The organism is Methylocystis parvus (assembly GCF_049675845.1).
In the GTDB taxonomy this organism is placed as follows: Bacteria; Pseudomonadota; Alphaproteobacteria; order Rhizobiales; family Beijerinckiaceae; genus Methylocystis; species Methylocystis parvus_A.
The window spans coordinates 1,635,271-1,659,441 of the sequence record NZ_CP187161.1; the positions used below are offsets into that span (position 1 = coordinate 1,635,271).

A 24,171-nucleotide genomic window follows, 5' to 3' on the forward strand; every position below is an offset into this window, starting at 1 on the left:
AAGAAGTTGGCGCATTCCTTTGGCGTGATCCCCTCGAGCAAGGCGCCGATCTTGTTCCACAAGGCGTCGACGCTTCGTTCAGAGGCAGCGCCTGAGCGGCCGATCCTCATTCGCCAACTGCAGACGAACAATAAATGCGCTGCCGCGTGCAACGCCGTCGCTGTGAGCCTCCACATATCCCCCGTGAAGTTCGACCAATTGCTTCACCAACCCGAGCCCAATGCCGAGGCCGCCTTGCGCCCGCGCACCTCTGCGGTCTTCCTGGGCAAAGAGGTCGAAGACGCGAGGTAACATCTTAGGTGAAATGCCAATGCCATTGTCGCGGACAGTGATTATTGCTTGGTCCCCCGACCGTTCGGCGGCCAGGTTGATCGCGCCGCCGGGATCCGTATATTTGGCTGCGTTTCCGAGGAGATTGGCGAAAACCTGGGCGAGGCGCACGGGGTCGCCGCTAAGAAAAAGCGGTGCGGCTGGGATTCGCATCGTGAATGCGTGACCGCCTCGCTCAATCGCCGGCTGCCGGCTGGGCGGTCTCCACTGCATGCCGCAGGACGTCCGTCAAATCGACGTGCTCAATCTTAAGCTGAATTTTTCCGGCGCGAATTCGTGATGCATCCAAGAGGTCGTCGACTAGACGGACCAAATGAGCGAGCTGTCGTTCGACGATTGCGAGCGCGTCCAACTCTCGTTGCTCCTTCGTCACTTTTGAAGCTGCGTGCACAAGTGCAAAGGTTGCGTTGTGCGCAGCAGCCAGTGGGTTCCGAAGCTCATGCGCGAGCGTGGCCATATATTCGTATTTGCGCTGATCGGCATCCAATAATTTTGCGGTCGCTTCGCGCAGCCTTTCCTCCATCTCCACGCGTTCGGTGATGTCGATGGCCACGCCGCCAACGCCTTTTGCAGAGCCTTCCTCATCCGGGATGGGGAACTTGCTCACGAGAGAATGATGAATAACGCCGTTCTCATGCCTAAGCGTCTCGATGGCGGTGACGCCCCCTTCGTTAAAAGAGGGCCTTTTTGTCGTTCAACCTGAACTGGGCAGCAGTGCCTTCATCGAAAATCTCCTCGTCGGTTTTGCCATACAATTCTTCGGGTGTTTTTTGAAATGCGCGCACGGCAGCATCGTTTGCGTAAAAATAGCGACCGCGCGTGTCCTTGATCCATGCCAGACCCGGCAGATGACGCATGAAACTGGCGAATCGTTTCTCGCTTTCACGTAGTTCGCGCGCCCGCGATGCCGCGAGCTTTACCTCCGCGTCGATTGCTGTCTGGTGCGCCCGCCTTGTCGCTTGTGGCTGGCGAGCGGCCAGGCGACCTATTGCGCCCACCCGAGGATGCGCTGCAGGAATGGATCGTCTCGCTGCGCGTAAACCGCTCTGGCGTCCGTCACGACCATCCAACGCTGGTTCAGACGTCTCAGTCCATCAAGCCTCACAAACCCTCAGGACCCAGAGGATCAGGCCCCCTGACGTTCGCGTCTGCGCCATCTTGCCGAAGCCGTTGCCATTGCCGCACGCGGTCTCTGGCCTGCTCCCAGCGTTCTTCTTGTGTAGGCTCAATCTCCAGGAGCTTTTGCAGCCGCCTAATTTCACCGGAGAGCACAACGCCTTGCGCGGGCTCCATCACGTCCCCGTATTCGCACTGGACGGCTAACAACACTCGCAACCACGACTCCCGCATCTTGCGCAGCGCGTCCTCTTCGACCCGGCGCATCCCGCCTCGGCCAAAAAACACATCCAGTTGAGAGATCGTTGTGCCGCCGCTCCCCGCACTGTCCATTCGACGCTCCGGCGCTCACGACAATTTACTAAAGAGCGACCGATCTTGCGGAGCGTTTGCAAAAAAAGTGTTATGACTTGTGCTGATAGGTCCCATGCGCCCCTCCGGTGAGGAGGGCCCTCTTTCGGGCTGCCCGTCGGCGGGGTGGCGAACGTAAAGGACAGCACTAAGAGCGGCCGCCCGCCCTTCGCCAACTTTACCCCTCAGTTTCGCGACTGCGAAAGCCGAGGAGGGAGCCCGCTCAGACGGTGCATGGACGAGGAATCTAACTCGGCCCAGCACCAAAAGAGGGAATAGACGGCTCGCCCTATAGGGCGCCCTGGGCAAGCCGTCGATTTCCCCTAAAAAACGACCTAAAACGCCGATCAGCCTACGGACGCGGCCTGTCACAACCAAGCTGAGCCGCGCGCTGAGATCAACGTTCACAAGCGCTTGTTGCTGAAATGCAACTTTACGGTGTCGCCGCTGTTGAGGCCAGCTAGTGAGGCCGCCCGTTCGGACGTCGGCTATCTCATCACCGGCGGCTTCTTCTTGTCGAGCGGACTAGAAACGCTACCTACGCCTCCACCTCTCCGGCCCCCATGCTCCGGCGGGTGTTCAGCAGGGGAGGCTTTTGAGAGGTCGAGAAGGCCGCTTGGCTACACCCGCGCTGAGCGGCCTTCGTCGATCCTTGAGGAAGCAGGACCATGGCTTATTCGATCAAGCACGGCACAGACCAAAACGCCACTTCCGAGCGCCGGGAAACAGCGACAGCGTGCCTTGAAAGAGTCAGGGAACTCCAGTCTCAGCGAGAGCCGGAGATCAAAGTTTACGACCGCGGTGGGACTGAAATAACGATCATCGAGCTCGAAAGGCTTTCCGGAAAGGAATTGATCTAACGCTCAGAAAGTGGCGGCTATGTCGCTCTCCTGTTGGCCGGCCTTCCGTGATGGGCGAACATTCGCGACAGGCAGCGTCAGGTGAAGGATCTACGCAGCGCCGATGTCGCGCTCGAGGAAACTTTGGCCAAAGCGAAGGAGCAAAGCGAGCGCCGGTGAAGCTGCTAAAGGTGCGTATGGACGGGAAGTGACCGCCTAACGATACCTAACAATTCTTCGATAGCTTCCACTGGAGCCGGTTTCACTAGGTGCACGTCAAAGCCTGCCTCCTGCGTCCGGCGGCGGTCCTCGGGCTCACCCCAACCAGTGAGGGCAATAAGCATAAACGGATGACTATGCGCGCTCTCGCGAATGCAGCTGGCCGCTTCGTAGCCGTTCATGCCCGGCATACCGATGTCTACGAAGATGAGATCAGGCTTAAAAGCTTCGACAGCTGCAATTCCCGACGGGCCATCATAGGCGACTTGGAAAGCGGCTCCCATGCTTTTCAATAATAGTCCAAAACTGTCGCCAACATCGTGATCGTCGTCGATAACGAGCGCTCTGATATCTCGATTGCGCCCGGCACTGTCTGGCAGTGCCCCTGAGGCGCTTTCATGAGACGCCGTTGCCGCTTCTTTGCTGATGGGCAACCAAACCAAGAACTCGCTACCACACCCAACCCCTGCGCTACGCGCCTCGATGCGGCCGCCATGGATTTCGACCAGCTTCCGTACAAGGGCAAGGCCAATGCCGAGTCCGTCTTGTGCAACGCCCGGAGGCCGCGCTGCTTGCGCAAAGATATCGAAAACATGCGGAAGCATGGCCGGGGCTATGCCCACGCCATTATCGCGGACGCTCAGCACAGCTTCATTACCATCGGCGCCGGTCTCGACCGCAATCATCCCGCCAGGCGGTGTATATTTAACGGCATTGTTGATGAGGTTGGCCGCGATCTGGACGAGGCGCACAGGGTCGCCGAAAACCAGCGATGACCCGCTGCGGTTATCCATGGTGACCCGATGCCCCTTTTGATCAATTTGCGATTTACACGTTTCCAGCGCATCCCGAAGGACTGCGTCCAGAGAGACTCGCGTTTTGCGCAGATCAATTTTGCCTTCCTTGATGCGCGATATTTCAAGAAGGTCGTCAACAAGCCGAACAAGGTGAGCCGTTTGGCGCTGAATCATGTCGAGCAAGGCCGCGTCACGTTCGTCGGAATTGTTCCTTTTCTTGAGGATTTGCGCCGCGTTGTGAATGGGGGTGAGCGGATTGCGGAGCTCATGCGCAAGCGTAGCGATAAACTCGTCCTTGAGCCTGTCCGATTCACGAAGGGCCGCGTCGGACTGTGCGTGCTCGATTATGTCGGCCGCTTGGCGAGCGAGGAGGTCGAGAAGGCAAAGAGTGTGGTCGTCTGGATGGCCCGGCCTCCGATAATGCGTCGAGAAGATTCCGACTACTTTTCCCGACCGGCTAACCAAGGGCGTCGATTGCACGGAGCGCACGCCGGCTTTGCGCTGGATGTCTAAAGCTTGCGCGCCGACGAATATCGAATCTCGCTCAACGTCTTCGACAATGACCCGTTCTTTTCGTTCCAGAGCAGTGCCGCAAGCGCCTTTGCCTTTGGCGACGGCATCCCAATATTCGATCCACCAGGGCGGAAAGCCGCGATGAGCGACGATACGTAGGTCGCCGGTTACCGGATCGAGCAGTTGGATGTTTCCAAAATCCGCCCCGCCAATTGCAATTGCCGCATCCACAATCTCTAAGAGAACAGGTTCCAATCCGCCATCTTGCCCAGATAATGTGCCGAGCCTTTGCAAGCGCGTCATCGCATCGAGGTCGCGCGCCAAGTGTTCCTCGGCGCGTTTGCGCTCGGTAATGTCCATACCTCCGAGGAGCAGGTGTTCTAGCTTGCCCTCCTCGTCACGTATGGCTGTGACCGTATTGATCGCATGCCGCAACTCCCCATCCCGCGTTCGATAAGCGGTTTCGCCGCGCGACGGGCCTGATCGCCCTGTGGCCTCCTTGAACTGACGCCGCCACTGCGCGCGCATCTCCGGCAAGTCTCGCCACCAGGCCCCATCTAAGAACGGCTTGCCAATGACCTCTGCGGGTTGGATCCCCGTCCCACGGAATACAGAGTCGCTAATCTCGACAATATTTTCGTCCGGGCTCAGGAGAGCGCTATATTCGAATTGGTGATCGAAGATGGCGTGGAAACGCCGTTCGCTTGCGCGCAGCGCCGTCTCCGCGAGCTTCACCTCAGTAATATCGCGGCTTACCGTCGCAAGTCCGGTCGGCTTGCCGCTCTCGTCCGAGAGGAAGAAGACGTCATAGGTCATCCAGATCGCGGCCCCCGTCTTGAAATGACGGAAGCGAATCTCAGTCTGAGCGCGGCCCTCCTTCATGACGCGCGGGAAAAACTCATGGAGGACGAAATCCTGGTCTTCGGGAAAGAAATATTCTGCAACTGGAATCTGCGAGAAATCCAGATCGTCCAGCCCGACAAGCTCGCGACCGGCATGGTTCACGTAGAACGGATTGTAATCAAGATCACACATGCCGATGAACAACGGGCTATTGTCCGCCAGCATTTTAAAATGCGAGCTATCGCGCATCCACCGATCCCCGAAACCCGCGCTACTCTATTGTGAAAATCGGATACGAAAAAGCGTGGCGTTTGAATGATCTGCTCTAGGTCCTGCGTCTAAAACGAGTGGTCGCGGCCACCGGAAGAAATGGCAGGGAATCATCTGAGCTTCCTTTCAGAAGCCGTGAATCACGCCGCTGCGCTCTTGCCAACGGGTTTATGGGTCCGGGCCCTAGGGTGGCTCCACCTCCTCTTTGCGGCCGTAGGCGGGGCGGCGCCGCTCCAGGGAGCGCGTCAGGAGCGCTTTCAGCGCTGCGTCTTCGGCTCGGCTGAGGGAAGCCATCACGGCTATGCACGGTTTCCCTTGAAACACGGATCAGCCCTTCGCGCTGAAGCCATTCCTGCAACTGGGTTGCGTCTGTGTTTGTGATCGGCCGCGGGAGTTGGTCGCCTATCTGAGGATCCCCGACCTACGGGATCGGCGCAAGGAGGATCGGCGCGCGTCAGTGTTGAAATATTGGGCATACCAAGCTTCGCGTTCGCGAGATTTGGAACCGGGGCGCCACGTTGATCAGATGCGCGCCGGTTTACTGCTTAAAAAGAACGACGCACGCGCCCGTTTTGATTAAGTAGGGAAGAATTAAAGAGAGTTTCCTATGGTGCGCCCGTCGGTTTAGGATGGGCGCGTGCAGAAAATGACTTTGCAACCACCGTGTTCTTCGTTCGATAACTATGAGCCCCTCTTCACGCAGGCCGAGCGACGCCGGTTCCAGCGTGTCCAGATCGACCTCTCTGGACGGTACATGCTTGAATCAAAAGATGAACATCATTGCCGAACCGTGGATATATCGCCTGGAGGCATGAAAATAATCAGCGCCGTTCAGCCGCGAATTGAGGAAAGGGTGGTCATTTACATTGACGCATTGGGACGCTTTGCGGGAAATGTTGTCCGCATCCATTCGGACGGCTTCTCCATGACGATCCAAACGTCCCTCAAAAGGCGGGAAATGCTCGCCGATAAACTCACGTGGTTCGCCAATCGCATAACGCTTAATTTGGATGACCAGCGACGCCATGAGCGCTTCGAACCATTTCAAAAGTTCGCGATCCTAAGGTTTGCTGACGGGAACGAGCACATCGTAAAAATCCGAGATCTTTCGGCCTCTGGCGTAAGCGCTAAATTATCTCGTCTTCCGAAGGTCGGCGAGCAAGTTATGATCGGACGAGCGCCAGCGGTCGTCGTACGTCAATTTGACGGAGGTTTTGCCGCCGAGTTCCTCACGCCGTTCGCGGTCGGTGAAATCGACGAGACGACACGCCTTTGAACCAAGCAAACCATGGGCTATGGGCTAGTGGCCAAGGCCAGAAGGTCAATGCGGATTTTCCCCAATAGGCGCACAAGCGACCGGGTGGTAGCGTGCTTGCAGAGTCGTTTGCTTGTTCGGGGCGCTTTTCAGGGGAGTCGACAGCCCGCCAAAGCCTGGCGGGTTGTCTTTGCGCTACGCCCTTCCGGCCACTCGAACGCGGCTGTGATGGCGGGTGAAAAGGCGAGGCTAGCGTTGATGGCTGAGAACGAAACGGGCCGCCTGGCCAGAGGCGACCCGTTCCGCGCTGACGATTTCGACGCTTGGGGACGTCAGCTCATATGCGCCGATAATCTGTTCCCGCTATCTGTAGATCAAGCGTAGCGGCAAGCGCGCTCGGCCGACGCTGTTACAAATTCTCCCATGACGATGCTACCAACACAGCTCTCCGCGCGCGGGGACCAATCGGCTGTTGGAACGTCGGAGTGTGGACATGAGCTTCCTCGTCCAATTTTTGAGCGATGCAGAGCGGAGCGCGAAACCCCGCATTGTTCGAACCGTCAACTTCGAGGCTGAAGACCTTTACTCGGTTGTTTCTCGAATACGGACCATCCTATCAACCAGAGGCTATGAGCCGTCGGTCAACGCGTTCCAAGTCCTTGCGAGCGAGGGGCGGGTCGTCCACTACGAACACCGAGATGAAAGCGACGTGAGTGATCTGGACTCCAAAATTGGCTCACTTGGGGCACGGAAAGGCAATAACGGCGCGCAAGGGTCCATCCTTACGGAGGCGGCGTTTGTCGAGACCATCTTAGGGTGAGTACAAAGCAAGGGTAGAGGCAATGGAGGCACTTCATGTTGCCATGATGAAAGGTATGTTGCGCCGTCGGTCCGAGGACGTGTGCACATACCGGGCCTGTTGGTCGAGGGCGCGCTTGATGTCTTAGTCGGCCATCCCGGCGCAGGCGAGCCCTATTCCAAGTCGGAAGAACCCGTTACTTAGCGTCAGCGCGGGCGGAAGATTAAATTTTTTGTCAACGCCGATGTTTCGAATCGACTGGGCAATAATCAATCTTCAAAGGCAACTCGTCGAAATCCGGCTCGTAACCCCGCTCGCGATATTCCTGTTCGGTGATCTCGATCCCGACCCTTCCGATTTCAATGAATGCGGTGCTTGGGCCGCCCTTTTCACCGGGCGTCCGATAGCGCCCTTGCGGTTGCTCTGTCACGGTTGCGCCTCCCTCGCCGCGTGCTATCCCCTAAGCCCAGTGCGGATATATTTTTCCAGAGTTCACAGCGTCTGTCTCGCATCGCCACACGTCCGCGACTTTAAATTGAGCGATTTCGTTCCCCCGCACGTCGAGAATCAACGCATCGAGGTCGGTATCCTGTAGCGCTTTTAGGCTCGGTATCTCGACTCCGGAGAAATGGCGAACTGTGCGGCGAAGGGCGCGTGGGCCAATCTCTTCCACATGCCCACGGCGGCTGGCGGGCCGCCCTCGCTTTTACCGTTCGTCACTCGTCTCCACCGCCGTCGATCCAACCCCTAGCGATCTCTATTTCTTCGATCCGATCCGCGACGGTTCGAAGGACCTGAGCCCTCTGTCGCAGTTCCCCAACTTGTTGTGGCGTCAGCTTGTTTTTGGATTTTTGTCTAGACTGGATCATAATTCCATAATTACTGGCGGCATGTAGCAGGACATTCTTGAGCTCGTCGGCTAAATCCTGATCGAGCTCTATCTCGATCTTATGCGTCTCTTCGCCCATTTTCGTTTCTCGGCTCGAATTCGGCATTCGGCATTTCTCCCGCGCCGGTAGCCATGCGTCAACTCTTTAGAATTCTCGGTAGTGTCTCAGTTTGAGTTTTAATGGCGCTAACGCGCCTCGCCCGCCCCCAATCTGCCGTGCTATGCTTGGTGGGAAGCAAGGAGGGTGACCAATGTCGAGTAGTTTATTGAAGGGATGGGATATCTGGCTTGAAGCGGGCGGCCGCTTTCGCAAGCTGACAGTTGCGGTAAACGACCTAGATGAAGCTCAAAACCTAGCGCTCGCAAGAGCGCCTGACGCCAAGATTGCTTATGTGACGGAACTGCCTCACGAAATTATGAGTCACTTACAAGCTAGGGCCGGGCAGATCGCGGAATGGGTATCTGTTGACCCAAAATCGCCTATCGAGCCGCCAAATGTCAGGAAGTGAGGGGATACACCAGAAATGACGCACCGATAATCACTTCGAGTGCTTTTTCCGTCGAAGACAACTACCCCGTCCAAAACATCATGACAGCCTCGAAATCGTAATCCGATTAACATTGAACCGCCGCACAAGATCGGCCTGCGTCGCAATGCCTTCGGCGAGCGCTGCAAGGGCCTCGTTGAACGAACGGAACCCGGCCCCGGCCTCCCCCACGGCGTCGGGAATGTTCAGGAGGTCGCGAGTCGAGCGAGCGAGCCGGTCGAGGCGAGTGACGAGCTCGCCGAGCGCCTTGATGGCGCCCGCCAGTTCGCGGCGGTCGCTCTTCGCGCCACTGGCCGATCAAGTTTTGGGTTTGCGACCGCGTTTTGCAAGCCCCACTTGGCGCGATACTCCTCCGGCGCCCTTCCCAACGTCGCCAAATGCCGCCGTAGCGATTTGAACTTCTTCCGGTCGTCCAGACAGACGAGGTGATCCGGCGTGACCGATTTTTTAATCGGCACGGCGGGCGTCCGCTTCTCGCTCGCCGAAGTTGTCGGAGCGCCACTGATAAGGCCGCGCAGGGCCGCGCCCAGCCCCGGTAGATCCATCACGGGGAGAGAATTATGCGATACGAAGGCCGCCACAATCTCTGCAGCAAGCTCCGTCGAATTCAGACTTTCGGCGCCGTCAATCTCAGACATCTCCGAGCGCCCCGTAGCAAGCGACCGGGTGAGATTGATAAGCGTCAATTTTTATTACGTCTAGGCGTGCCGCAGAATCTCATGAAGAACCGAAGGGCCTCTATCGTAACTCCTCCATACGTTCAATTAGCTCCAGAGGAGATGCACGCCGCCACGGAGAGGAGCTCGTGATGCTTTCCTCATGCACGTCCTTCGCCGGTGTGCTTTGGGCGACATCCCGGCAGGTCCGTTATGGGTCTGCAAGATTTTCCCGTAGCTCATCCCACTTCCGCACTTTCTGATTCCATTGGTGAGCGCGCTGGGACTCTCTTCTTCCGATGAAGCGAGGCGCTCCTCCAAGCCGACGCCAAAGGGCTCATCGCGGAAGGAAGAACCCGCTCGCCGCGTCGGCCGGCGCTCCAGCATCCGGACGGGAGGGAGACGATGAAGCACGTCGCTCCCAGACGCCAGCGCTGCGCCATCTACACCCGCAAGTCGACCGAGCATAATCTCGATCTCGCCTTCAATTCCCTCGACGCCCAGAGAGAGGCCTGCGAGGCCTATGTCAAAAGCCAGGCGCATGAAGGCTAGACGCCGCTTCGCGATCGTTTCGACGATGGCGGCCTGTCGGGGGCTTCGCTCGATCCGCCGGCGCTGCAAAGCCTGATGGATCTTGTGCGGGCGCGGCAGGTCGACGTCATCGTCGTCTACAAGGTCGACCGCCTGACCCGGTCCCTTGCCGATTTTGCCAAGCTCGTCGAACTCTTCGACGAATACGACGTCTCCTTCGTCTCGGTCACACAGTCCTTCAACACCACGTCCAGCATGGGGCGGCTGACCCTCAACGTCCTTCTCTCCTTCGCCCAGTTCGAACGTGAGGTGATCGGGGAGCGTGTGAGGGACAAGATCGCCGCCTCCAAGCGAAAGGGCATCTGGGTTGGCGGCCCCGTGCCGCTTGGCTATCGCAGCGTCGACAAGAAGCTCGAGATCGTTCCCGAGGAAGCGGCGCTCGTGAGAAAGATCTTCATGGATTACCTGCATCTGGGCTCGATCGCGACATTAGCGGCCTCGTTGCGGGCGGAGGGGCTTCGACCGAAGCCAAAGAAATCATCCGCCAACTCCCCCGCCCCACAATTTGGCGTCGGGGCGCTGTTCTATTTGTTGAAGAACCGCATCCATGTTGGCGAGATCGCCTATCGCGGTGAAACCTTTAAGGGCGAGCAGCCAGCGATCCTCGACCGTGAGACTTTCGACGCAGTTCAGCAGAAATTGAAGGAACAATCCATTGGGCGCAACGCGGTGCGCCAGGCGTCGCCGTCGCTCCTCGCGGGGAAGATTTTCGACGACCGCGGGAATCCAATGTCGCCGGCCCATGCCAACAAAAAGGGCGTCCGCTACCGTTACTACGTATCGCAGGCTCTCTTGCAGGGAAGAAAGTTAGACGCCGGCTCCGTCCCGAGGGTCTCTGCGCCGGATGTCGAGACTCTTGTGATGGCGGCCCTGCGTCGTGAGCATTCTGAAAGCGAGACAAGGGTCCGGGAGGCGGATCGCGATCTTGTGGATAGATTGCTCAATCGAGCCGTCGTCAATCGGCAGAGCATCTCGATCTATCTTCGGCCCGAAACAAGAGTCGAGAACGGGGAGAGTCAGGAAGAGGGAAACCCCATCACGAGCCCCTTCATGCCCGCGCTTCCCGTGCGGAAAGGTGTCGTGCATCGGCCACCCGATGCCGGCGCCCTGAGTGACGAGGCTCGGACGGCCCTCCTCGCAGCCATCGCCCGCGCCAAAGCCTGGATCGCCGAAATCCAGCGCGATCCAAGTCTCGGCTTCTCAGACATTGCGGCCCGCGAAGGGCTCGGCGCGGCTTATCTGCGACGGCTTGCGGCGCTCGCTTATCTTTCTCCCCCCCCCCTCGTCGAGGCGATCGCCGAGGGGAGTGGCGGCGCTGATCTCACCCCAACAAAATTGCTGGGCGACCTGCCGCTGAACTGGGCGGAGCAGGAAGAGCGCTACCTCTCGGCCTGAAGTCGAATCCCAGATACGAACAGGGATCGACAGAGAATCGGTGCGCCCGCGCGCCCCCTTCCGGACTGGCGCAACCGTCCTCCAACAGCCTCTGTCGGACCGGTCTCCGCCGCTCGCGAACCCCGTCTCCCCGCCCCCGACCTCGAAAGAAACGAAAATTGGAAATTCCGGGTTGGAGATCGCGGGTCCAAACTCCCGCGAAAGACCGCGTCCCGGGCGGTCTGCGATTTTCCCGCGCGCAAAAGCCCGCGGAATGCGGGGGTTTTACGTCGACTCGGCCAAGTCTCTGGAATCGGAGTGTGTTTGGCTGGGGGACCTGGATTCGAACCAAGATTAACGGAGTCAGAGTCCAAACTTTCGACCCCAACGCAACCTTGTGAAACATTGCAGAGCCGTGAAACACCTGGAAAACATGGGTTTTATCTTCGAGCAAACCCAACCAAACCCAATTGAACCCCGCGCCATTTGGTGACATGATGGTGACACGGCGGGCTCAAAAGGGGAGTCCGCTAATCCCGTGTCACAAATCTAGATTGTCGGACTCGCCCGTGAAGCTCTCGCAAAAAGCCGTCAATGGAGTCACGCCGGGGCCGCGCCGCTTCCTGTGGGACGACGCCCTGCCCGGCTTCGGCCTTCGCGTGACCGAAGGCGCGGTGGCCTACATCGTCGATTTTCGCATCGGGTCAAAGCGCCGCCGCGTGGCTCTCGGCGCGACCAGTATCCTCACCTATGACGAAGCATTCCACCGCGCGCGCGCCATCATGGTCGCCGCGAGGGAAGGCCGCGACCTAACCATCGGCGACAGGACAGACCAGCCGACGTTTGGCGAGATGTGGCGGGAGATGATTGACGAGATTGACCGCCCTCGCCTCTCAGAGCGCACCATCACCGACTATGAGGACAGGGCAAACCGCCTGATCCTACCGAAGCTCGGCAAGAAGCTCGTCGGCGATGTGACGCCGGCCGACGTTGATAAGATCGTCGCCGCGACGACCGGAGCGCGAAACAAAGCCTACGTCGTCGCGCTGATCCGAAAGACCATCAACGCGGCCATTCGGGCGCGTCACCTTCCAGCATCGCACCATAATCCTGCGGCGGATATTGCGATCAAGAGGCCCCCGCGCCGCGCGCGAGCGCTGGAACATGACGAACTCGCCGCGTTCGGACGCGCCCTCACTGAGCTTGAGATCGAAGGCGCGGTGACGCCATGGGCCGCCAATCTCTTCCGCCTATCGCTCATCTGCGGCTTGCGACCGGGCGAAGTGCGCACGCTAACTTGGGCGCGCGTCAATATTCCGCGCCGAAAGATGCTTGTCATTGGCAAGACCGGCGAGCGGGAGATCGACCTAACCGACGCGGCGATCAAAGTCCTGAGCGCAACGCCGCGCGTCCAGGGCAACGAATATGTCTTCGTTGGGAGGCGTGTTGGCCAGCCGCTCGCGACCGTCCAGAAGGCGCTAAAGGCGGCTCAAGAGCGCGCGGGCGTCGAACACTTTCGACCATACGATCTTCGCCACAGCGCCGCGACCGGCGCCCTCGCAAGCGGCGCCGACGTGCGAGCCGTCCAAGCGCTCCTAGGGCATGCCGATTTGACGACCACGGCGGGCTATCTTCACGCCAGCGACAAGCGCCGCAAGGCCGCTGCTGAAAGCGCCGCGAGCTTTGGCAAGGCGGTGCTCGATGGGCAATGACACGGATCTCCGCGACCTTTTCATTGAACTCACCTGGTCACGCGCTCTCAATTCTCGAATGCCAGATGAAGCGCGGGCCAGAATCGCCGAGCTATTACGAGGCGACCCTGAGATTCCTCGCGTCATACGCGATGCGCTGGCCGATATATTCGACGACAAGGCCCAGAGTTTATACGTAGCGGAACTAAAAAGACGACCCGGGCGGCCAAGGAAGCAAAAAGTCGACGCGGGGACAATTTGGGATTTTGTTGACGAGCGCACGTCACTCGGACGAAAGGCGGAGGCGGCCGTCGCCGACGCAATGGCGCATTGGGGGATAAGCCGTTCTACGGTCGAGGCGGCGCGCGCCAAGGTGAACCAGGTGTTGGCCGCAAGGCCAGAACTCGCGCAAAAATATGATGAAAGCAGGTGCGAGCGACAAATCAAGCATGTCATAGACCGTTGGGGCCTGAGCCGCATCGACGTTTATTTAGCTATCACAACGAAAGAAGCGCCCAAGAGCCGCGACCCAGAACTCGAATGGCTCTTAGGCCAAATCAAAATGTCCAAAAAAATGCTCTGATTTGTTTGGACCGCTATTTTGATGAAACGGCCTGAGACGTGTTTAATGTGACTAGCACCCAACGAAACCAAAGGGTGCTAGATGGATACCGCGCTCGCACTAATCCAGAACGATGATCCCCTGATCGATACCGCGCGCCTCGCGGCTGAAACGGGGACGACGATTGAATTTTGGGAGGCGCTTCGCACAAAAGGCGGCGGCCCCGATTTTATTAAGGTTGGCCGACTCGTTCGATATCGCCGCTCCGCGGTCGACGCCTGGTTCGAACGCAGAACCGTCCGGTCGACAACCCAAGCGCGCGCTCTGCGCAAAGTCGGGGAGGCCGCGTAACAGATGGCCCCCGAAAAACTGAACCCGCCGGCGGGGGGCGCTCGGCGGGCTCTGGAATGCATCGCTGTGTCGGCGAATGTTCCTGAGCATATAACCGCCCTCCCCTCTCTGCAACAACTTCGCGTTCGTGTCCTCGCGCGCCGCTTCGGTCTCACGCCGGAGATTGCGGCAGCCGTCGCGGAAATCGCCTTCGAGACAAGGGAGGCGCGGCTATGAGCGCGCCCTTCGCGACGATGAAGCCGGCGCCTGGCGCCGAAACAATCGCCCCGGAACTGCTCCGTGATTATCTCGCCGAGCTCTTCGACGTGGCCGCCAACTACGCCAGCGCCGCGAGTCTTGCCGCGCTCCGCGGCGCCGACACGACCGCCGCCGCGCATTTTGAGCAGCTGGTAATCGTCGGCCGGGAAATCCGCCGCGCGCTTGCTCTCCTTCAGAAAGAGGCCCGCTAATGGCGGAAAATAGCTTCAACCCAAATTGGTCCGAAGAGCAGAAAAACGCCTGGGCTGCGGAAGCCGCACGCTCCTATCGCGAAAAGGCCAAGGGCGGCGCTAACAACGAAGAGAAGACGGCAAGCACTCAAGACGAACACATCGTCATTGAAGCGCCGCGACCCATTCGAACGGCGCAGAAGCCGCGCATTCTGGTCGACGCCGTCAATCCCGACATGACCGTCGAGCAGTTGCGCGACATCTTTGCTGAGAGCGGCGAGTTTTTCGACCGAGGCGCGCCTGTGCGCATTGTGCACGACAAGACGCAAGGCGGCGCCGTCGCAGTCAAAATGGACGCCGACGCAATCGTCCTGACCGCGCACAAGCTCGCGCGTCCGTATGCCATCAAGGCGAAGGAAGGCGACCGAGTAGAAGTTGACGCCCGTCTGCCAAAGTCCGTGGCTAGCATGTATCTCAGCGCGTCCGGCGACTGGAATCTCGACGTTCTAAACGGCATCGCGTCTGCGCCTCTGCTTGCGGAAGACGGCTCAATTCGCTGCGCCAGTGGATACGACCGCGATAGCGGATTCTGGCTCGAAAACGTTCCCGATGTCGCGACTTTGGTTCCTGCCCGCCCCACGGCTCAAGATGCGCAGGCGGCGTTGCGTAGGATCAGGATCTCCTTCCGCACGTTTTGCTTTGCCGACGCGGAGACGACCCGGAGCGGCGCGACCGGGTTGGAGATTGTCGATATAGGAACGGCGCCCTTCATGGACGAGAGCACCTTCCTGACTGCGCTTCTGACCGCTGTTTGTCGGCCTTCCATGCCGCTTGCGCCTGGCGTGCTGTTCACCGCGGCGGAGACGAGCGGTGCGGGAACCGGAAAGGGAAAGCTCGCTCGCTGCATCTCCGCTATTGCCTTCGGACGGCAGCCGGCAGCGGTGACGGCGGGCTCCGGCATTGAGGAGCTGGAAAAGCGACTCTCGGCCAAGCTCATCGAAAGCGCACCGTCCATCCTCGTCGACAATGTGAATGGCGCCGCCCTCAAGTCCGACTTGCTCGCCTCCGCCATTACTGAGCGTCCAGCTGAAATTCGTATTCTCGGGCGGACAGAGATGGCGAAGCTGAACGCCTCCGCCTTCCTGACGATAACGGGGAATGGCCTGCGGGTTTCAGAAGACCTTGCGCGCCGTTTCATCGAGGTCCGCTTCGACGCGAGGACCGAGGCCCCTGAGACGCGTCCGTTTAGAGGCGACATCGTCAAGGAGATTACAGACCGCCGCGCCGAACTGCTCGCCGATTGTCTGACAATCTGGCGATGGGGACGACAGACCGAGTTGAAGGCAGGACGGGCGCTCGGCGGCTTTGATGCTTGGGCTCGCTGGTGCAGGGACCCGCTACTCGCTCTCGGATGCAAGGACGCAGTCGAACGTGTTGCGGAAGCCAAGGCCAATGACCCGAGGCGACAGCGAACGGCGGAAATCTTCAGCGCTTGGTGGGCCGCGCATCGCGACGGCGTTGTCCCAGTGAAGGACCTAGACCGATCAGTCCTATGCGTCATCGACCCCCAGGAGAAAGGCCGTCAGTTCGTCGCGCGCGCCGTCAGCAGCTTGGCCGGTACACGGCTCGCCGGATTTGTCATGTCGAAGCAGGAAGCGGCCGGCAAATGGAATGCCGCAACCTACCAGCTGAAAAATTCCGGTGGGCAGGCCGCGCATAGGACTCATAGGACACATCCGGCCGGACTTGAGCCTATGACCCCTATGAGTCCTATGACTGACGACCAGCCGAAAAAAACTGACGCGATTATCGGGGAAATCGAGGTTGAGCTATGAGCGCCGCCCGTCTCCTGAAGCAGGCGCGCGAGGCTGGCCTCACCATTGGCGTCTCGGAAAGCGGGCGGCTTAAATGCCGCGGCCCGGCGCATGAAGTGGAGCGATTCAAGCCTGTCTTGGTCGAGAACCGCGACGCGCTGGTCGAGGCCCTCGTCGCCGAGTGCGCCTACAACCCCGCGGCCCTCCAGCAGGCGGCCGACCAGAGGAACGCCGACGCCATCCGCGCGCGGCTCACCGACCGCTTCTGCGCGTGTGGCCGGATCGCCCCGACCGCGTGGCGATGCGACGGGCGCGAGTTATGGCGATGCGATGACTGCAGGGCGCCGCAATGAGCGCCATCGTCCTCTACTCCCCCTTCGTCGCCAGATGTGGGCGCTACACCGTCTCCTTCAGCCTGACCCCGGACGGGCGGATTGCAGAGGCGTGGCTCCCGCGCCCGCCCGTGAGACTCACGCCCGCGGAACTTGCCGCCTACCGGCGCGCCCGCACAGCGTTCGAGACGGCGACGACGCAGCCGGGGGCGGCCACATGACCGGGCGCGGGGTGATGGCCGGGGGGGGGAGGGTCGAATCTTCAGGGGGTGGAGCTATCGACCTGACGCGCGACCTCCGTTCGCACCGAAACCGATTTTGAAACTAAAAGTTTGGTTCATCCCCTTCGGGGATGAAAAGCGATGAAATCGGCCTCCCGAATGCGCCGCCTTCGCGCTCGAAGGGCAGCCGGCCGGCGGATAGTCCGCGCCGAAGTCGACGAGCTCGCCCTCGAAGCGACGCTGATTGAGCTCGGTCATTTGGATCCTCTCCGCGCCGACGATGTGCAGGCGATTGAGCGGGCGCTAAGCGCGCTCCTCGCCAAAATTTGCGCCGCCTATGTCCCGTGACGCGTCACGCCGCGCGATTCCCGAACGTGCAACTCTTCGTCGAGACACGCATTCGGAAGGACTTACGGAATTGAGCCGCGAAGCCATCGACAAACTCTTGGGCGCGCGCCGCCCGGATTATTCCGGGACCATCGCGAAGGCCGCCTACCTCGCCGCCGCGCGCGCCGCCGCGCTATACGACCGCGCCGCGAAGGTGGAAAAAACCGACCCCGCCGCAACCCGGCTTCTCGACCCGCACGCCGTCCTGAAAGCCGACGCGACCGTGGGCATGATTGCCGACCACGGCGCGCTGACGCAGGCCGCAGTCGGCGCCTATGTCGCGTCGCTCGCGCCGATCTCAGCCGGCGCGCGGCTTATCGAGGCGGGCCAGCGCGTGAACCTGAAGCCGTTCTCGACCATCTCCTATCCCCGCCTTGCCGACACGCCGACTGCGGTCGCGTGGGTTGGGGAGGGCGCGCCGATTCCAGTCGGCTCTCTCGACCTCGATGGCGACGCGCTCGGGCCGATGCGCAAGGCCGGCGTCAGCCTCGTGACCTCGCGTGAGTTGCTGAAAGCCTCCAATGGCGCCAGCGTCCTTGACCTAGTGCTACGTGAGCGCGCCGCCGCGACAATCGACGCGGCGATTTTCAGCGACGCGGAAGGCGACGACATTATCCACCCCGGCCTGCTTTTCGGCGCGGCGAGCGTGTCGAGTTGTGGCGACCCCGTGACCGACGTGGAGGCGCTGATTGCCGGCCTCGCCGATGCAGGCGGAACAGGCGGGGCGATGATTGCCTGCAACCCGCGCGAGGCCGCGACGCTTCGCGTCCGTCTCCCGCAATTGTCCTATCCGGTTCTCGAAACGAAGGCGCTCGCGGCTGGAACTGTGGTTGCAATTGACCCGGCGAGCTTCGCGTCATCGTTCGGCGAAATTGACATTCAGGCGAGCGAATCCGCGACGCTGCACATGGCTGACGACCCGGCGGAAATCGTCTCCGGGACTGGCCCGGCGACGGCGGACCCGGTTCGCTCGGCATGGCAGACGGCCTGCGTTTCGTTGCGCCTGCTCATCGATATGAGCTTCATCTCGCGCGGCAATCGCGTTGCGAAAATGGAGGGCGTTTCGTGGCTCTAACCGACTCGACCGACGACGACCGCGCCGCGCGCGTCGAGCGCGCCCTCGAACGCGCCGCCGAGGTGTTGCAGCGTGTTGACGCGGCGCTCCAGGAGCCGCGCCCCGACCCGGCCGAGGCTGACCGTCGCTGGCGCGAATACGAAGCCGGCCGGCGCGCGCGAGACGATGAGCGGGCGTGGGAGCAGTCGCTCGAACGCAGCCGGGCGCCATCTCCGCAACCCGCGCCGGCGGCGCCCGGGCAGTATCTCAGTGTCGCGGCGGCCGACGCGCGTCAGGACGCGATGATCGAGGCAATCGCAAGGGTCACAAAGAAAGAGCGCGAGGAATCGCAGGGGCGACTCGCCGCGCTGGAAATTCGCCTCACCGCTTTGGAGCAAGGGGCGCCAAAGCCGGCGGCGCATTATCTCACGCTCGAGAGCTTCGAAACCATAATGGGCGAGTACATCCAGCAGGCTGTACCAAACGAACGCACGCTGTGGCGCGAGCGCGTCGCCGAACTCGAAATCAAAATCGCTGCACCCGAACAAGGATTAATCAATGCCACAAAATAACCGTGACGACCTCATCCGCCGATGCATCGTCTCGGGCATGGACGAGGCGTCGGCCGTGGAATTTGCCGAAGACTTAATCGAAGCCGACCGCAGCGAGGCCGACAGGATCTACTTGAGGCTGATGGCCGAAGCCGAGAAGGCGCTCCGCACGATCCGTGCAGGCCTTGGCGGCTAGGGGCAGGGGGGGAGTGCAAAAAGCTCCAGGCAAGGAGCTATCGACCTGACGCGGGGCCTTCTCTCACTAAATCGTGAGGTTCTGAACGATTCATCGCGTCCCACCGGACGGTTACTTGTGGGCAAATCGGTGCTTGCTGGACCGTGTTGTGAGAGTCCAAATTCTGAGATAGCCTGTTGTGGCTGGGTTTGAGATGAACGCTCAAGCGGGGAGCCAAACGGCGAACCAGAGAGTGCCTGTGGTAGACGCGGGTATGTCCAGTGCGTACTTCGGAGTGGCAACAACTGCGCGTTGTGCCGTCTCGTGCGAGGCAAAGGCCTTCCTAATGCGGGAGCAGCCCAAGGGGCTGCTGCACATCCGATTCACCATGACGTGGACGGATGTGAGAAATGCGCACGATTCAAAAACTACGATATAACCTCGCCTGCGAGCAGGGATGGCTTTGCTATTATTGCGGCTTTCCGATGTGGTCGGGGAGCGCGGACGCATTTGCGTCGAGATATTCGATCTCGGTTAGCATCGCCAAGAGGTTTCAATGCACTGTGGAACACCTCGCCCCTCGGAGTGAAGGCGGCAAAAATAGACGGATAAATCTCGCGGCGGCGTGCAAATATTGTAACGCTGCGCGTCATAAATCGGCGCGGGTTCGGCCTCCTCAAATTTATCGAGAGCATGTCGAAAAAAGATTGGCAGCAGGGAAGTGGCACCCAACCGAATGTCGAAAGTTGATTGAGAAAGCCCGCGCGGATGTTGTCCCGCGGGGCCGGCTCAGTCTCCAGCTATAATGCGCTGCTATTCAATGCACATAGTCACGCTGCCCGCGCCGCGCGCCATGCGACCGCGACACGGCTCGGGCTGCGATGGCTCTTGGCGCCTGTAGGCCGGCGCCGGAGCGGCGGATATCACGCCGCTTCTGCCGCCCCACGAAATCACAGCATCACGCAGGCCGGGCTTGCCATGGAAATAGAATGCAGTCCCGTAGACATCCGCCTGGCATTGCGGCCCGGTCAGAACTGAACTGCAGGCTTTGATCGCCCGGCGGAGCGTCTCCTTGTCGAGACCCGTCGAGTCGATCATGAACGACCCGCCATTGGTGCTGCATTGCAGGAACGACGTGGACGCGGTGACGATGCGGCAGTCTGAAACCGCCACGCGCTTATCAATGAGATCGGCACCATCGACGAGGAAATCGGTTGCGGACAAGTGCCGCTGGACCGGTTGAGCGACGGCGGGAAATGCCGCTAGTGCGCCTAGAACGAGCAAAAATCGCATATAGCCTCCTCGCAATCACACCTTTCATTATCTTCCTACCGACACGTCCGAGGATGGCGAGGATTCCCATAAATCCAATTTAGCGAGACGGTGACATATGCCCCATCCCGCTCGCCCGATACTGGGACCAGTCTGGTCGCACGTCCTCCGGCCGAGCGCCACAAGCCGAACAGCGCAGCCGGCGGCGCAGCGCGGGAACCTCAATCGAGCCTGGCAGCGACGACACGTCGACCGACTCCCGCCGGCCGCAGGCGCAAGATACGTCGACCGCGCGCATCCCTAGGCTGCGCATGTTGGCAAGATCCATGGCGGGGCCGGTGTAGCGGGATGGCATTTTGAGGCACACTCATCACCTTGATTCTCGCCGTTCAGAGGTCGTCGATTTGTCCAATTACCCCATGCAGACCCAAGTTATTGATGTGACCAGCTGGGCTAAGCACGAGGAGTTTCCCGTATTCCCTGTTGGATCGAAGCCCAAAAAGATGTTGCTTTGTCCGTCCAGACCGACGGAAAACTGCCTCATTCCAGGCCACTCTTACTTGTTTAAAATCGGCGTAGGTCGATTTCAGCAACAAGCGTGGTCTGAAGTTATTGCTTACAGAATCGGCATCTTATTGGGCCTTCCTGTCCCGCCCTGTTTTATTGCCGAGGACAAGAATTCTCAGGAGATAGGCGCACTGATCGAATTTTTTTACGGTCATCCTGGGGATTCCGCACCTACTAGGTTCATTCACGCGTCAGAGTTTATGACACGAATCCTGGTGGACAAAAAGAAGGGCCGCCCCCATCGGCTACCTCTCAATTTGACGGTTAGTCGCGCGCTGTGCGGGGCTCCTGCACAAGATTGGTGGGCGAAGGCTGTTGTTTTCGACGCACTCATTGGGAACACAGACCGCCACCCTGAAAACTGGGGATTTTTGTTTCGTCACCCTGGACGCGGAAAGGTCGAAACAGCCTTAGCGCCTTTATTCGACAATGGTACAAGCCTGGCCTATGAGGTAGCTGAGGCAAAGCTGATCTCTCAAGCCATGCCCGAAAATGTTGAAGCGTATATTCAGCGGGGGAAACATCACTGTGGATGGCAAAAAGACGGACCCTTGGGGCATTTTGAATTGTGCCGCGAATTCTTAAAATCCTCGCCGAAATTAGCGATAGAGATGCGAGAAATACTGCAATTCGACCTCGAGGACGTTAAATCCATCTTGGAGGAATGTGTCGCGTATGACACTGGCATTAAATTCTCTAGAGAGCGAGCGGCGCTCGTTTTCTCGCTGGTCAAGGCGAGGAAAGCGGCTCTGGTGAACTTGCTGGAAGGCTGAGATGGCGAACCTTATTCGGCACTTTTGTGAACCAGAGCGGCTCTATCTGGCCTGGCAAGCGCCAGACGGGGTCGGAACAAGATTTCGTTGGGCTGTAGCGGTTATCGCGCCGGCAGACGATGGAATTCGCCTTCGTTATCTAACGGGGGCGGAGTTCGAGGCAGCAAACCAGGGACGGAATTATTCGGAAATACTCAGCTTGGGCTACCAAGGCTACCCAGCGTTCAATCCTCGACGTCCCGAGCACTCCGAGGGGGTCATTGAAGCGTTTTTGCGACGCCTCCCGCCCCGCAATCGGCCTGATTATGCGACCTATCAGAAGCAATTCTGCCTTGATCCGCAAGCGCAGCTGTCGGATCTTGCGATGCTTGCGGCAACCGAGGCAAAACTCCCAAGCGACGGATTCTCTTTGGTCGACCCTTTGGAGCCGAGCATCGCTGAATGCGACCTTATGCTGGAGGTGGCCGGATTTCGCTATTACAAAAAGGACCTCGATTTCCCCATCGCAGTGGGGCAGCGTGTCCAACTCAGACACGAACCCACAAACGAAAAGGATCCAAACGCGATAGCGTTGCTGATCGAGTCACACACGATCGGCTACATAAACCGGTTACAGACGTCGACCTTCTTGAAATGGATAGACCAGAGATCGGTTACCGCGGAGATCGAACGGCTGAACGGATCTCAAAACAAGCCGCGAGCATTTATATTTGTGCGGGTTCGCCCGCGACAGGATAGGTTCGAGGCGGCTTGAAGAGCCTCGTTCAAAAGCCAAAAATCAAAACGCCCCGCCGTTTCGTCCACGGCGGGGCGGTTTTCTTTCCAAGATCAACGCAACCTTCAGCCCTGCTTTCCAAAATGTGACGTTTTCAATCGCCTCGATCAGACGCGCGCGCCAGCGACCGTTACAGCGGCCCTCACATGCGGCTAGCGCGCTAGCTGATCGAGGCCGCCAAACAGGCCTTGGGCCGCCGCTCTGGATGATGGCCGGCTCTAGGCGCGGTCCCGGCAAATCGGGGCCGCGCGAGGGTTTGACAAATTGTCGAAGGCTCACCCGCCGACCGGTGACACCGTGGTGACACGAAAGGCGCCCCGTCGTGACACGGTTTGAAAGATCGCTGATTTTTCTGGAAAAATAGTGGCTGGGGGACCTGGATTCGAACCAAGATTAACGGAGTCAGAGTCCGCTGTTCTACCGTTGAACTATCCCCCAACGGGCCGGCGGCGCGTCGCCGTAGCGGGACGTGATCTAGAGAGAGCGAGGCGCGCTGTCAACCGCCTCTTGCAGGCGAGCAGGGATGGCCCCAGGGATCTCGCGGCAAGGCGTCGCTGCCGCCATGCGCCACTTGCGGGCGGGTCCGCAATCCTGCATTTAAGACGTTTACGCGAATGTGGTCGCGCGAGCGGCGAAAAGCGGCGGATATCGCGGGAGCAGGAACTTGGCAGGGACCGATCGGCCTCCTCATGCGGGGCCAGGTCTGGAGGCGGCGGAAGCCGGCGGCGCGGCGCGCGCGCAGGCCGCCGTAACGGCTGTAGCGGCGGGCTCGGCCGGGCACGCCGCCTATGGAAACGGCCACACCTACGCCGCGCTCGATCTCGGCACCAATAATTGCCGCCTGCTCATCGCCCGGCCGGAGCGACGCGCGCGCCGGCGCAATTCCGATTTCCTGCGCATCGTCGACGCCTTCTCGCGAATCGTGCGCCTCGGCGAAGGACTGGGCCGCGCGGGCCGCATCAGCGAGGCGGCCATCGAGCGCACCATCGCGGCGCTGGAAGTCTGCCGCGACAAGATGGAGGCGCGCGGCGTCACCCGCGCCCGTCTCGTCGCGACGCAAGCCTGCCGCGGCGCCGCCAATGGCGAGGAATTCGTCGAGCGCGTCCGCGAGCGCACCGGGCTGGAGCTCGAAGTCATCGACCGCGAGACGGAGGCGCGCTTCGCCGCGCGCGGCTGCGGCTCTCTGGCCGATCCGCAGGCCGCCAGCGTGCTGCTTTTCGACATTGGCGGGGGCTCGACGGAGCTCGTCTGGCTCACGCGCTCGCCCGCCTCGGGCGAGGCCCGCGACCTCCATAGCTGGACCTCGCTCGAACTCGGCGTCGTGACGCTGGCCGAGCATTTCGGCGGCCGCGTCGTGGACGCGAAGACCTTCGCAGCGATGAAGCAATATGCGCTCGACGCGCTGGAGGCCTTTGTGCAGGAGACGGCGGAAGTCCGCCGCTGCTCGCGCTTTCACCTTCTTGGCACCTCCGGCACGGTGACGACGCTCGCCGGCGTGCATCTCGGTCTCGAGCGCTATGACCGCTGGCGGGTGGACGGGCTGTGGATGTCCGACGCCGAGGCGACGAAGGCGATCGAGCGGCTGCGCGACATGGATTTCGAGGCGCGCGTCGCCAATGGCTGCATCGGCCCGCAGCGCGCCGACCTCGTTCTCGCCGGCTGCGCGATTTTCGAGGCGATTCGCGAGATGTTCCCGGCCGCCCGCACCCGCATCGCCGATCGCGGCCTGCGCGAGGGGATGCTTCTGGAGTTGATGGAGGCCGACGGCGCGCTCCACGGGCTCTAGGGCGGCTTTCCGCTCGACGGCCGGGGCCTCAGCCGTCAAGAT

31 protein-coding genes and 1 tRNA gene are annotated in these 24,171 nt (G+C 60.2%); 20 read left to right on the forward strand and 12 right to left on the reverse strand.

All coding sequences use genetic code 11. The annotated features are described in order from the left end of the window. Positions 1–78: 78 nt before the first annotated feature. From ACPFMJ_RS08340 to ACPFMJ_RS08355, 4 genes are all read right to left on the reverse strand, one after another. Complete coding sequence (locus tag ACPFMJ_RS08340; protein ID WP_424363352.1) at positions 79–441, reverse strand: sensor histidine kinase; 363 nt, start codon at positions 439–441, stop codon at positions 79–81. 64 nt (positions 442–505) lie between these two features. Further along, positions 506–883, reverse strand: coding sequence for a sensor histidine kinase (locus ACPFMJ_RS08345; RefSeq protein WP_424363815.1), 378 nt, complete (start codon positions 881–883; stop codon positions 506–508). A gap of 118 nt (positions 884–1,001) precedes the next feature. Beyond that, on the reverse strand, positions 1,002–1,328 hold the full coding sequence (locus tag ACPFMJ_RS08350) for a PAS domain-containing protein (RefSeq protein ID WP_424363353.1): 327 nt from the start codon (positions 1,326–1,328) through the stop codon (positions 1,002–1,004). 103 nt (positions 1,329–1,431) lie between these two features. Continuing rightward, positions 1,432–1,779, reverse strand: a complete 348-nt coding sequence (locus ACPFMJ_RS08355; protein WP_424363354.1) for a hypothetical protein — start codon at positions 1,777–1,779, stop codon at positions 1,432–1,434. A gap of 686 nt (positions 1,780–2,465) precedes the next feature. Here ACPFMJ_RS08355 and ACPFMJ_RS08360 point away from each other — a divergent pair. Beyond that, a complete protein-coding gene (locus tag ACPFMJ_RS08360; RefSeq protein WP_424363355.1) occupies positions 2,466–2,657 on the forward strand; it encodes a hypothetical protein in 192 nt (63 codons plus the stop codon). 164 nt (positions 2,658–2,821) lie between these two features. Here the strand turns inward: ACPFMJ_RS08360 and ACPFMJ_RS08365 are convergent, their stop codons facing one another. Beyond that, positions 2,822–5,257: a PAS domain S-box protein gene (locus tag ACPFMJ_RS08365; RefSeq protein ID WP_424363356.1), complete on the reverse strand. Its 2,436-nt coding sequence runs from the start codon at positions 5,255–5,257 to the stop codon at positions 2,822–2,824. Positions 5,258–5,924: 667 nt separating this feature from the next. On the opposite strand from ACPFMJ_RS08365, the gene ACPFMJ_RS08370 reads away from it, so the two are divergent. Both ACPFMJ_RS08370 and ACPFMJ_RS08375 read left to right on the forward strand, forming a co-directional pair. Next, positions 5,925–6,554, forward strand: a complete 630-nt coding sequence (locus ACPFMJ_RS08370; protein WP_424363816.1) for a PilZ domain-containing protein — start codon at positions 5,925–5,927, stop codon at positions 6,552–6,554. A 472-nt stretch (positions 6,555–7,026) separates the two neighbouring features. Next, positions 7,027–7,353 carry a hypothetical protein gene (locus tag ACPFMJ_RS08375; RefSeq protein WP_424363357.1) on the forward strand — a complete coding sequence of 109 codons (327 nt, stop codon included), beginning with the start codon at positions 7,027–7,029 and terminating at the stop codon, positions 7,351–7,353. 214 nt (positions 7,354–7,567) lie between these two features. Here ACPFMJ_RS08375 and ACPFMJ_RS08380 read toward each other — a convergent pair whose 3' ends face one another. Both ACPFMJ_RS08380 and ACPFMJ_RS08385 read right to left on the reverse strand, forming a co-directional pair. Continuing rightward, entirely contained in the window at positions 7,568–7,762 is a 195-nt protein-coding gene (locus tag ACPFMJ_RS08380) for a hypothetical protein (protein ID WP_424363358.1), read from the reverse strand. Positions 7,763–8,048: 286 nt separating this feature from the next. Continuing rightward, positions 8,049–8,327, reverse strand: a complete 279-nt coding sequence (locus tag ACPFMJ_RS08385) for a hypothetical protein (protein WP_424363359.1) — start codon at positions 8,325–8,327, stop codon at positions 8,049–8,051. A gap of 145 nt (positions 8,328–8,472) precedes the next feature. On the opposite strand from ACPFMJ_RS08385, the gene ACPFMJ_RS08390 reads away from it, so the two are divergent. Beyond that, the gene (locus ACPFMJ_RS08390) at positions 8,473–8,730 is read left to right on the forward strand and encodes a hypothetical protein (RefSeq protein ID WP_424363360.1); all 258 of its coding nucleotides are present in this window, start codon (positions 8,473–8,475) and stop codon (positions 8,728–8,730) included. Positions 8,731–8,808: 78 nt separating this feature from the next. On the opposite strand, the gene ACPFMJ_RS08395 is transcribed toward ACPFMJ_RS08390, so the two are convergent. Together ACPFMJ_RS08395 and ACPFMJ_RS08400 are read right to left on the reverse strand one after the other, a co-directional pair. Beyond that, on the reverse strand, positions 8,809–9,033 hold the full coding sequence (locus ACPFMJ_RS08395; protein WP_424363817.1) for a recombinase family protein: 225 nt from the start codon (positions 9,031–9,033) through the stop codon (positions 8,809–8,811). Next, complete coding sequence (locus ACPFMJ_RS08400; protein WP_424363361.1) at positions 8,955–9,407, reverse strand: MucR family transcriptional regulator; 453 nt, start codon at positions 9,405–9,407, stop codon at positions 8,955–8,957. Before ACPFMJ_RS08400 ends, ACPFMJ_RS08395 begins: the two co-directional genes overlap by 79 nt. Positions 9,408–9,830: 423 nt before the next feature. Between ACPFMJ_RS08400 and ACPFMJ_RS08405 the strand changes: the two genes are divergently transcribed. The 9 genes from ACPFMJ_RS08405 to ACPFMJ_RS08445 all read left to right on the forward strand — a co-directional run bounded on the left by ACPFMJ_RS08405 (position 9,831) and on the right by ACPFMJ_RS08445 (position 16,789). After that, entirely contained in the window at positions 9,831–9,977 is a 147-nt protein-coding gene (locus ACPFMJ_RS08405) for a hypothetical protein (protein ID WP_424363362.1), read from the forward strand. 75 nt (positions 9,978–10,052) lie between these two features. Then, positions 10,053–11,411, forward strand: a complete 1,359-nt coding sequence (locus tag ACPFMJ_RS08410) for a recombinase family protein (RefSeq protein ID WP_424363363.1) — start codon at positions 10,053–10,055, stop codon at positions 11,409–11,411. Positions 11,412–11,944: 533 nt separating this feature from the next. After that, on the forward strand, positions 11,945–13,102 hold the full coding sequence (locus tag ACPFMJ_RS08415) for a tyrosine-type recombinase/integrase (protein WP_424363364.1): 1,158 nt from the start codon (positions 11,945–11,947) through the stop codon (positions 13,100–13,102). Continuing rightward, positions 13,092–13,664 (forward strand): hypothetical protein, encoded by a 573-nt coding sequence (locus ACPFMJ_RS08420; RefSeq protein ID WP_424363365.1) that lies wholly within the window; start codon positions 13,092–13,094, stop codon positions 13,662–13,664. Before ACPFMJ_RS08415 ends, ACPFMJ_RS08420 begins: the two co-directional genes overlap by 11 nt. Before the next feature lie 81 nt (positions 13,665–13,745). Beyond that, a complete protein-coding gene (locus ACPFMJ_RS08425; protein ID WP_424363366.1) occupies positions 13,746–13,994 on the forward strand; it encodes a helix-turn-helix transcriptional regulator in 249 nt (82 codons plus the stop codon). 212 nt (positions 13,995–14,206) lie between these two features. Continuing rightward, positions 14,207–14,443, forward strand: coding sequence for a hypothetical protein (locus ACPFMJ_RS08430; protein WP_424363367.1), 237 nt, complete (start codon positions 14,207–14,209; stop codon positions 14,441–14,443). Further along, a complete protein-coding gene (locus ACPFMJ_RS08435; RefSeq protein WP_424363368.1) occupies positions 14,443–16,257 on the forward strand; it encodes a hypothetical protein in 1,815 nt (604 codons plus the stop codon). The genes ACPFMJ_RS08430 and ACPFMJ_RS08435 overlap by 1 nt, the downstream gene beginning before the upstream one ends. After that, positions 16,254–16,589 (forward strand): hypothetical protein, encoded by a 336-nt coding sequence (locus tag ACPFMJ_RS08440; protein WP_424363369.1) that lies wholly within the window; start codon positions 16,254–16,256, stop codon positions 16,587–16,589. Before ACPFMJ_RS08435 ends, ACPFMJ_RS08440 begins: the two co-directional genes overlap by 4 nt. After that, the gene (locus ACPFMJ_RS08445) at positions 16,586–16,789 is read left to right on the forward strand and encodes a hypothetical protein (protein ID WP_424363370.1); all 204 of its coding nucleotides are present in this window, start codon (positions 16,586–16,588) and stop codon (positions 16,787–16,789) included. Before ACPFMJ_RS08440 ends, ACPFMJ_RS08445 begins: the two co-directional genes overlap by 4 nt. A gap of 54 nt (positions 16,790–16,843) precedes the next feature. Here the strand turns inward: ACPFMJ_RS08445 and ACPFMJ_RS08450 are convergent, their stop codons facing one another. Beyond that, positions 16,844–17,047: a hypothetical protein gene (locus ACPFMJ_RS08450; protein WP_424363371.1), complete on the reverse strand. Its 204-nt coding sequence runs from the start codon at positions 17,045–17,047 to the stop codon at positions 16,844–16,846. Between the two features lie 160 nt (positions 17,048–17,207). Between ACPFMJ_RS08450 and ACPFMJ_RS08455 the strand changes: the two genes are divergently transcribed. The 4 genes from ACPFMJ_RS08455 to ACPFMJ_RS08470 all read left to right on the forward strand — a co-directional run bounded on the left by ACPFMJ_RS08455 (position 17,208) and on the right by ACPFMJ_RS08470 (position 19,762). Next, on the forward strand, positions 17,208–18,251 hold the full coding sequence (locus tag ACPFMJ_RS08455; RefSeq protein WP_424363372.1) for a hypothetical protein: 1,044 nt from the start codon (positions 17,208–17,210) through the stop codon (positions 18,249–18,251). Further along, positions 18,242–18,802, forward strand: coding sequence for a hypothetical protein (locus ACPFMJ_RS08460; RefSeq protein ID WP_424363373.1), 561 nt, complete (start codon positions 18,242–18,244; stop codon positions 18,800–18,802). The genes ACPFMJ_RS08455 and ACPFMJ_RS08460 overlap by 10 nt, the downstream gene beginning before the upstream one ends. Further along, positions 18,789–18,977 (forward strand): hypothetical protein, encoded by a 189-nt coding sequence (locus ACPFMJ_RS08465; protein ID WP_424363374.1) that lies wholly within the window; start codon positions 18,789–18,791, stop codon positions 18,975–18,977. The genes ACPFMJ_RS08460 and ACPFMJ_RS08465 overlap by 14 nt, the downstream gene beginning before the upstream one ends. A gap of 464 nt (positions 18,978–19,441) precedes the next feature. Then, positions 19,442–19,762, forward strand: coding sequence for an HNH endonuclease (locus ACPFMJ_RS08470; RefSeq protein ID WP_424363818.1), 321 nt, complete (start codon positions 19,442–19,444; stop codon positions 19,760–19,762). Between the two features lie 7 nt (positions 19,763–19,769). On the opposite strand, the gene ACPFMJ_RS08475 is transcribed toward ACPFMJ_RS08470, so the two are convergent. Beyond that, positions 19,770–20,249 carry a hypothetical protein gene (locus ACPFMJ_RS08475; protein WP_424363375.1) on the reverse strand — a complete coding sequence of 160 codons (480 nt, stop codon included), beginning with the start codon at positions 20,247–20,249 and terminating at the stop codon, positions 19,770–19,772. A gap of 398 nt (positions 20,250–20,647) precedes the next feature. Between ACPFMJ_RS08475 and ACPFMJ_RS08480 the strand changes: the two genes are divergently transcribed. Both ACPFMJ_RS08480 and ACPFMJ_RS08485 read left to right on the forward strand, forming a co-directional pair. Continuing rightward, on the forward strand, positions 20,648–21,568 hold the full coding sequence (locus tag ACPFMJ_RS08480) for a HipA domain-containing protein (protein ID WP_424363376.1): 921 nt from the start codon (positions 20,648–20,650) through the stop codon (positions 21,566–21,568). A 1-nt stretch (position 21,569) separates the two neighbouring features. Continuing rightward, a complete protein-coding gene (locus tag ACPFMJ_RS08485) occupies positions 21,570–22,322 on the forward strand; it encodes an HIRAN domain-containing protein (RefSeq protein WP_424363377.1) in 753 nt (250 codons plus the stop codon). Positions 22,323–22,707: 385 nt separating this feature from the next. Here ACPFMJ_RS08485 and ACPFMJ_RS08490 read toward each other — a convergent pair. Then, positions 22,708–22,781, reverse strand: a tRNA-Gln gene (locus ACPFMJ_RS08490). A 265-nt stretch (positions 22,782–23,046) separates the two neighbouring features. Between ACPFMJ_RS08490 and ACPFMJ_RS08495 the strand changes: the two genes are divergently transcribed. Beyond that, on the forward strand, positions 23,047–24,129 hold the full coding sequence (locus ACPFMJ_RS08495; protein WP_424363819.1) for a Ppx/GppA phosphatase family protein: 1,083 nt from the start codon (positions 23,047–23,049) through the stop codon (positions 24,127–24,129). Positions 24,130–24,171 lie beyond the last annotated feature (42 nt).

Excerpts from the sequence above, each read along its gene's own strand:
- ACPFMJ_RS08405 (WP_424363362.1), top strand. The coding sequence starts at position 9,831 with ATGAAGCACGTCGCTCCCAGACGCCAGCGCTGCGCCATCTACACCCGC.
- ACPFMJ_RS08370 (WP_424363816.1), top strand. The coding sequence starts at position 5,925 with ATGACTTTGCAACCACCGTGTTCTTCGTTCGATAACTATGAGCCCCTC.
- ACPFMJ_RS08385 (WP_424363359.1), bottom strand. The coding sequence starts at position 8,327 with ATGCCGAATTCGAGCCGAGAAACGAAAATGGGCGAAGAGACGCATAAG.
- ACPFMJ_RS08375 (WP_424363357.1), top strand. The coding sequence starts at position 7,027 with ATGAGCTTCCTCGTCCAATTTTTGAGCGATGCAGAGCGGAGCGCGAAA.
- ACPFMJ_RS08430 (WP_424363367.1), top strand. The coding sequence starts at position 14,207 with ATGAGCGCGCCCTTCGCGACGATGAAGCCGGCGCCTGGCGCCGAAACA.
- ACPFMJ_RS08475 (WP_424363375.1), bottom strand. The coding sequence starts at position 20,249 with ATGCGATTTTTGCTCGTTCTAGGCGCACTAGCGGCATTTCCCGCCGTC.
- ACPFMJ_RS08400 (WP_424363361.1), bottom strand. The coding sequence starts at position 9,407 with ATGTCTGAGATTGACGGCGCCGAAAGTCTGAATTCGACGGAGCTTGCT.
- ACPFMJ_RS08360 (WP_424363355.1), top strand. The coding sequence starts at position 2,466 with ATGGCTTATTCGATCAAGCACGGCACAGACCAAAACGCCACTTCCGAG.
- ACPFMJ_RS08355 (WP_424363354.1), bottom strand. The coding sequence starts at position 1,779 with ATGGACAGTGCGGGGAGCGGCGGCACAACGATCTCTCAACTGGATGTG.
- ACPFMJ_RS08445 (WP_424363370.1), top strand. The coding sequence starts at position 16,586 with ATGAGCGCCATCGTCCTCTACTCCCCCTTCGTCGCCAGATGTGGGCGC.
- ACPFMJ_RS08480 (WP_424363376.1), top strand. The coding sequence starts at position 20,648 with ATGCAGACCCAAGTTATTGATGTGACCAGCTGGGCTAAGCACGAGGAG.
- ACPFMJ_RS08420 (WP_424363365.1), top strand. The coding sequence starts at position 13,092 with ATGGGCAATGACACGGATCTCCGCGACCTTTTCATTGAACTCACCTGG.
- ACPFMJ_RS08440 (WP_424363369.1), top strand. The coding sequence starts at position 16,254 with ATGAGCGCCGCCCGTCTCCTGAAGCAGGCGCGCGAGGCTGGCCTCACC.
- ACPFMJ_RS08425 (WP_424363366.1), top strand. The coding sequence starts at position 13,746 with ATGGATACCGCGCTCGCACTAATCCAGAACGATGATCCCCTGATCGAT.
- ACPFMJ_RS08465 (WP_424363374.1), top strand. The coding sequence starts at position 18,789 with ATGCCACAAAATAACCGTGACGACCTCATCCGCCGATGCATCGTCTCG.
- ACPFMJ_RS08410 (WP_424363363.1), top strand. The coding sequence starts at position 10,053 with ATGGATCTTGTGCGGGCGCGGCAGGTCGACGTCATCGTCGTCTACAAG.
- ACPFMJ_RS08365 (WP_424363356.1), bottom strand. The coding sequence starts at position 5,257 with ATGCGCGATAGCTCGCATTTTAAAATGCTGGCGGACAATAGCCCGTTG.
- ACPFMJ_RS08390 (WP_424363360.1), top strand. The coding sequence starts at position 8,473 with ATGTCGAGTAGTTTATTGAAGGGATGGGATATCTGGCTTGAAGCGGGC.
- ACPFMJ_RS08435 (WP_424363368.1), top strand. The coding sequence starts at position 14,443 with ATGGCGGAAAATAGCTTCAACCCAAATTGGTCCGAAGAGCAGAAAAAC.
- ACPFMJ_RS08470 (WP_424363818.1), top strand. The coding sequence starts at position 19,442 with ATGTGGTCGGGGAGCGCGGACGCATTTGCGTCGAGATATTCGATCTCG.
- ACPFMJ_RS08485 (WP_424363377.1), top strand. The coding sequence starts at position 21,570 with ATGGCGAACCTTATTCGGCACTTTTGTGAACCAGAGCGGCTCTATCTG.
- ACPFMJ_RS08450 (WP_424363371.1), bottom strand. The coding sequence starts at position 17,047 with ATGACCGAGCTCAATCAGCGTCGCTTCGAGGGCGAGCTCGTCGACTTC.